Raw genomic sequence first — 6233 nt, forward strand, 5'->3', positions numbered from 1 at the left:
TTAAATCCAAAACCCACAAGGGAAATGGATTTAACGAATTACGCTTTGAAGATGAAAAAGACCGAGAAGAAGTGTTTATCCATGCACAAAAAGACCAAAACAACGTGGTGAATCATGACGAAACCACGCAGATTGGCAATGACCGCACGGAGCAGGTGGGGCACGATGAAACTATCAACATCGGCAATAATCGCACGGAAAGTGTGGGAGTAGATGAATCGATTACGATTGGACAAGATCAAAACCTACACGTTAATCGCAACCGCATTACCAAAATTGAAAAAGATGATGTACTTAACATCGGTAATCATTTTAGTTTGGATGTGTATGCGGATCAGACAATACATAGTGGGCGAAATCATAGCCATACGATATCGAAAAATGTGTCTATTAAAGTAGGCAAAGAGCTGAAACAACATAGCCAACAAGTCAGAATTATCGGTTCAACCAATGTTAAAGTTATGGGGAAAGCAGGCACAATGCTTATTGATGGTTCAGGTATCATGTTAAAAGGAAAGGTAACGATAAAAGGTAATTTATCTATTATTGGAGGAAGCCCTGAAGCACCGCAGGTGATTAGCCTTTCCGCTAACAATGGGCAGGAAATCTGCCAAGTCTGCGAAGCAATGAAAAATAAAGAGTAAAGGGATGTCTAATGAGTGAATCGAAAATTTGGGTGAGTTACTACCACTATTCACCAATAGGTTCAGCAAATGGGGTATCCACAGGCTATATCGTTGGGATAGCGGAAAATTCAGAGGCTTATCTGAAGCAAGTGGATGAATTTTGTCAGGAAAATGCGATTGAAGGCTATATGCAATTAGCCCCTCTGCCTATTTTAACTTGGTTCAATCGACATGGCTTTTCATCAGGTTTAGTTTATTGGGCGAAGCATTTATCTGAGCAAAATCCAATTGCTCTTTTAAATGAAGGCGACTTGGCTAATGTGCCTTTAGCGCAAGACCAAGAATATCTTATTCAAGAGAACATTAATTTTGAACCATTTATAGACATTTTCGGCAACGAAGCATTGCCATCGCCCTTAAAAAACCGTTTTTTCTCAAAATTTAAAGGGTTAGATGAATGGCATAAATTGGTAGATTTGAGTGAAATCTCACAAGGTGAGATGCACTATTATGCCGTTGTTGATTGTGCGAAAGTCGTGGGATTGTCCGACAGGCTGGAACAAGCAGGCAAAGCGGCAAACCTTTATACTGGGGCAATAGGTGAAAGCCTTGAAAATAGTGCCCCTTATTTAATTGAGTTCGATCCTAGTCATCTTGCTTGTGTAGAGTTGCTGCAAACATTATTTCGTCAAATGGATAGTGAGGTGCTGAGTTATTGGCAAGCGAATCCCGCTATTTTTATTCGCAGTACTCATGATTTTGACACGGTGTATCGGCATTTAAAAAAATTTACGCATTTGCAAGATCCTGAAACACAAAAATGGTATTTTTTCCGTTTTTATGACCCGCAAGTACTGAATCGGTATTTACCCAAATTAACAAATCATCCTGCGCATTTGGCGGCATTATTCGGCGTGAGGGACGGCAAACAAGTGATAGAGGCATTCGGTGTGCGGATTGAAAAGCGGTTTATCACTTTTGAATTAGATAGGTTAGCGGAAAATATCCAACCTGCGCGTATTGAATTGGGTGAATTAGAACGGAAAATCATGGAACAAATCAGTTGGGAACGCATGAAAACAAAATTGATAAAAACTGCTGAGAACTACTTTCCTGAAATTGCCCCAAATCTGTTTGATATCTGGCTAGAGGAAGGGAAGCTACGACAAGTTGCGGATTCCGTACAGGGTTATTGGATGTATTTAAGCGGCAGGGTAATAGCGGAAGCTAATAATTGGGATTATTTTGCGTTGTTAGAAGAGGCGCATCAGGAAACGGGTGATACGGGGTTGAATTTAACCGAAAGTTTAATGAACGATTTGATAGAAAAGGATAAAGCATCATGACAGGGCAAGTTGCACAGAAACAACAGTCAGCGTCCCAAAAGGTAAAAAGGGATTAAGCAAACAGCAGAGAAACTATCAACGGAGCCTTACAATAACAACAGTAAATGTATTTTACCGGTGATACCGATTTACCCAGTGCGTTACGGATTAGGCGTTAACTATTTAAATAATGCTAGAAAAGGCCAAGTTGGTCATATTTCTGCCCCGAACGGGATATTGGCGACCCACACGAGGGACAGTTCACATCGGTTAATGCAACTTCGTCAGGGTTTTATTTATATTTATGCGCATACTAAACACCGTTTGTTTTCGACGGATAAGGCGGGGAAATGGCTGGTGTTTCGTTATATTACCCATAGTAATGATATGAACAGCGCAAGCGAGTTTGAACGCCCAGGCGGGATAGAAACGCATTTTGGGCAATATACTTTTTTGCTGTATAAATGGGGGGAACGTGGAGCGAACGGTAAATGGGGTGTTGGTAAATTAGATGAGAAGCGATATCCTTGTGTAGCGAACGTCAGCACGTTCAGTTGTCCGTTTGTGGATAAGGATGTCGGCAAGGTAGATATAGCTTATAGCGAATATGCGTGGTCGTCGGAGATGTTTGAACGCTTGGAGAAAGAGGGCGGATTTAGAAAATCGGTGATGACGACGATAGATGTTGATAAGTTGCTTGATGTAAATCAACATCCATTTGGTAGTTTACAGGTGCATGTTTTAGAGTATGCAGGGACGAAAGACCTATCAACGGTTACGCACGGATGGTACACTCAATTAGCACCGCAATCGGGCTTGCCGAAGCAGTCGTCTATGTTGCCTTATGAGAAAGCGTTGATGGTGGCATTGGAAGACGTAGCGGGGGAAATGCACGAGTTGCAAAAAATTACGCTTGATTTAGCTCAAAAGCAAGCCGATTATCATGCCAAGTATCTTTATCCGATAACAATCGGCAATATTATTGACCCGAAGATTGCATATGACGTGCGGGGAGAGAAATATCCGCATAAAGAAAGTGAACGGGTGATTGCGCAACGTGGCGTAGAAAAAGCATTAAACCCGCAGTTTAAGTCAAAGTTCACCTCTTTATTAAAAACATCATTTGAATCGTATGAAAAACCGATGGAAAAGCTGATTGAACAGATTTGGCGTTTAGGTGAGAGAAAGGCGTTTAAATTCACGATTGGCTTGGCATTACAATGCATGCTAGGTGTCAAAAGTCTGCAGGAATCTGCTTATTCGGCTTATTGTTTTTTTAGTTTATTAAAAGACATTACATTAGGCACATCAAGCACACCGAAAGGCATTGCTTATTTAAGCCATTTATTTGGGGTATCGCTTAAAAATGAATCATCCGAGCCGTTTCTTGAGTGGGCGAAACAGTCTTTATCTAAAGGCTTAGAAACGCTTGAACCGTTGGTTGCACAAGGGGCTAAGGCGGGATTTGAGTTAAATGAAAAATGGAGCTCGTCAAAAAGACTGTATAAGGGACTGAATGATTTTCTGGAAACTGGTTTGAATGTGTTCGGTCAATCGGCGGCATTATATAAGAGCGCCACGGCAAGACATATTTTTAGTCTTTTAGGACTTGCGGATATTTGGGATGACGCCTCAAGAACTAAGACAGCTTTTGAAACGTTACAAAAAATCTTATTAGAGGAAAGCAAAAGCCAATTGTCGCAATTGTCGCAGCAAGAACGGGTGACGAATAAAGCCAACGGAAAGCCTAATCGTCATATTGATTTTTCCGCCGTACATCGAAAAACGTTTTTATATTCATTGAATAAGTGTTTACCGGGGTTAGTTGAAGCGGAGATGGAGAAAATCGCGCAAGGCAAAGCGAATATTGATTTCCTGTTCACTCGGCGTTATGGCGGCACATTGAACTTTATTGCGGTATATAGCGGACTGCTTGCTTTGAATGACGATTTGGCAATAAAAAGCAAATCAGCGAAAACAAAAGCGGGGAAATGGACGACGAATCCGGCGTTGGTGAGAAGTGCGGCGGTGATGGATACGGCGGTGGCGACGATGAACTTATCGTATTTGGCGGGATTAATCTCAAATCCGACGGGATTTACGCTGAGGAATCGTTCGGGGAGTATTTGGCAGGCGATTAAAGGTCAGCCATTAAAATTCGGTTATGCGTCGTTAGGGATATTGGGCGGCGCGTTAACTGCCGTGATAGCATGGGGAGGGATTGAAGAGGCGATAGCAAATCAGGATGCTGCTGCTTTTTTTGGCTATGGTTTGTTGTTTTTAAGTTCTATGATGGGAATGACGGCGATTTTAGCGAGAATTATTGCTGGAACGATAATTTCCGGTCCTGTCGGTTGGGGGATTGGCGTAATAGCTTTAATCGGTAGTATTATTGTGGTTTTCTTTAGCGACAGTACCTTGGTAAACTGGGTGAAAAACGGATTTTGGGGGAATTCGGACAAATACTATTATTGGGATAACTCTGATCGTGATGAGTTTGACAAACAAATACAACGAACAGAAATATTATCTCAAATAGAACCAAAATCTCCGAATGATAAAAAAGAACACCTTCTTATCAGTAAAGGTTTTGAAGATGAAGTCTATGGCTATTTTATTCAGTCCGGGTTGCAAATTACCCCAATGGGCAAAGGACGGTTTAAAATTTCCTGTGCGGAATTTTGGCGAACGCAACCGAATTTAACCAATCTAAAAATTGTCTGCTATATTCCTTATGCAGAATCGAAAGAGATTGAGCACGCGGAATTAACGCTGAATCGCGATGTCGTTTTTTCCTTGAGGGAAAACGGAATTACACAGGAAAATATTAAGTTGGAAGTCACCTTTACCGACAAGGATGGCACGAAATTTTCGGCGGACTATACTACGGATGATTACCTATTGCACACAATAATGATTTAAAAGGAGCGGTAATGAGTACTGAAAATAATTTATCACCGAGAGAGCGACGCGAATTGCGTCGTTGGTTTAGAAAAATAGATGAAGATACTATTGAATTGAAAATAAAATGGAAAGGCGCTTTCAATATCATTTTGATTATAACTATGCTGTTTATTCCATTATATTATGATTTTATTAAACCTGATTCTAGCGAACGTTTTAGAGAAAATTTCCAGTTTTCCTTTCAGCCTGAAAAAAGATTTCAAAAGGAATATAATCAAATAGTTTCTGATTCGGATCCAAATATGACAATGTATGGCGATTCTAAAGAAGAATTTATGGAAAGAATGTGGAATAGACATAAACACAGAGTATGGAATGGATATTTAAGCATCGCATGGTATGTCATAGCACTATTCATCCTTCTTTATCCATCGGAGGGGCGCGTGCGTTTTGACCGCAAACGGGGCATTATTTATACTTACACGAATAAACGACTTTACCTAACGGAAATCAATAAACTTATGCGTCCGTTACCAGAATATTTTATTAATATAAATTCCCTGATTTTCTGGATTCATCCGTATAGTAATAAAGTGAAATTTAATAATTTTCCGCGCCATTCAAGAATAGTTTTTTGTGACTACTCCATGTATCTTCCCGTTATTTTTGGTGGTTTTAGCATTAATATTCATAAAAAGAATCGGTCTCGTTATTTGAAAAAATATTTAGTAGATTTTATGAATCCAAATATTCCACCTGAACGATTGTCAGCGATGATGAATGCGCTGGAAAGTCCAAAAGGATTATTTGAGCGTTTAATTTCATTTTTATTCGGCTGGATAGATGAAGGATTATATACACGAAGATTACCCAAACAAGAAAAACTGGAAGACATGATAACGCAATATTTTAAAGAAGATGCACCAAAGATTCGGGCATTACCGTCTTGCAGGCTACCATACAAAGAAGAAATTCATAAATCTAGAGGCGCGCCTTTATTTAAAATCATCACACAAGATGAAAATAGAAAAGCAGGTTTTATTAAAGTGCCTTGCCCGAATTTATTTGAATATCCGGAAGTGTCAATGCATAAATTTGAATATATGTTTGATGAAGAATGGGGAAATGTGAAAGGGAAAGAGCTTTAAAGGTAATTGATGATAAGTGATCTGCACCCCAAAACCTAGACACCTAATTTGAGGTGCAGATTATGTCTTATTCTTATCAATTTCGTTTAACCAATACCGATTAGAATATGAACGGCGTGAATCGGAAGTGGCACTTGCTACGGGCGATGATTTACGCGTAATCCCGGGTTATCGCTTTAGCCTTACAGGACATCCAAGAGAACACTTTAACCAAAGTTGGCTGGTGGTCG

At 40.0% G+C, this 6233-nt stretch carries 4 protein-coding genes and 1 pseudogene; all 5 read left to right on the top strand.

What is annotated here, in order from left to right:
- A partial coding sequence (locus F8M47_RS07240) for a bacteriophage T4 gp5 trimerisation domain-containing protein (RefSeq protein WP_425292572.1) occupies positions 1–644 on the top strand: 644 nt, incomplete at its 5' end.
- Positions 645–655: 11 nt separating this feature from the next.
- Complete coding sequence (locus tag F8M47_RS07245) at positions 656–1972, top strand: DUF4123 domain-containing protein (protein WP_150539457.1); 1317 nt, start codon at positions 656–658, stop codon at positions 1970–1972.
- Positions 1973–2023: 51 nt separating this feature from the next.
- Positions 2024–4873 (top strand): toxin VasX, encoded by a 2850-nt coding sequence (locus tag F8M47_RS07250; protein WP_425292573.1) that lies wholly within the window; start codon positions 2024–2026, stop codon positions 4871–4873.
- 11 nt (positions 4874–4884) lie between these two features.
- Entirely contained in the window at positions 4885–6003 is a 1119-nt protein-coding gene (locus tag F8M47_RS07255) for a hypothetical protein (protein WP_150539459.1), read from the top strand.
- An 85-nt stretch (positions 6004–6088) separates the two neighbouring features.
- Positions 6089–6233 (top strand): annotated as a pseudogene (locus F8M47_RS07260) (contractile injection system protein, VgrG/Pvc8 family); the annotation flags it as partial.

This window comes from Actinobacillus vicugnae (assembly GCF_901687125.1).
GTDB lineage: Bacteria > Pseudomonadota > Gammaproteobacteria > Enterobacterales > Pasteurellaceae > Actinobacillus > Actinobacillus vicugnae.

Coding starts and splice junctions, on each gene's coding strand:
- F8M47_RS07245 (WP_150539457.1), top strand. CDS start 656: ATGAGTGAATCGAAAATTTGGGTGAGTTACTACCACTATTCACCAATA.
- F8M47_RS07255 (WP_150539459.1), top strand. CDS start 4,885: ATGAGTACTGAAAATAATTTATCACCGAGAGAGCGACGCGAATTGCGT.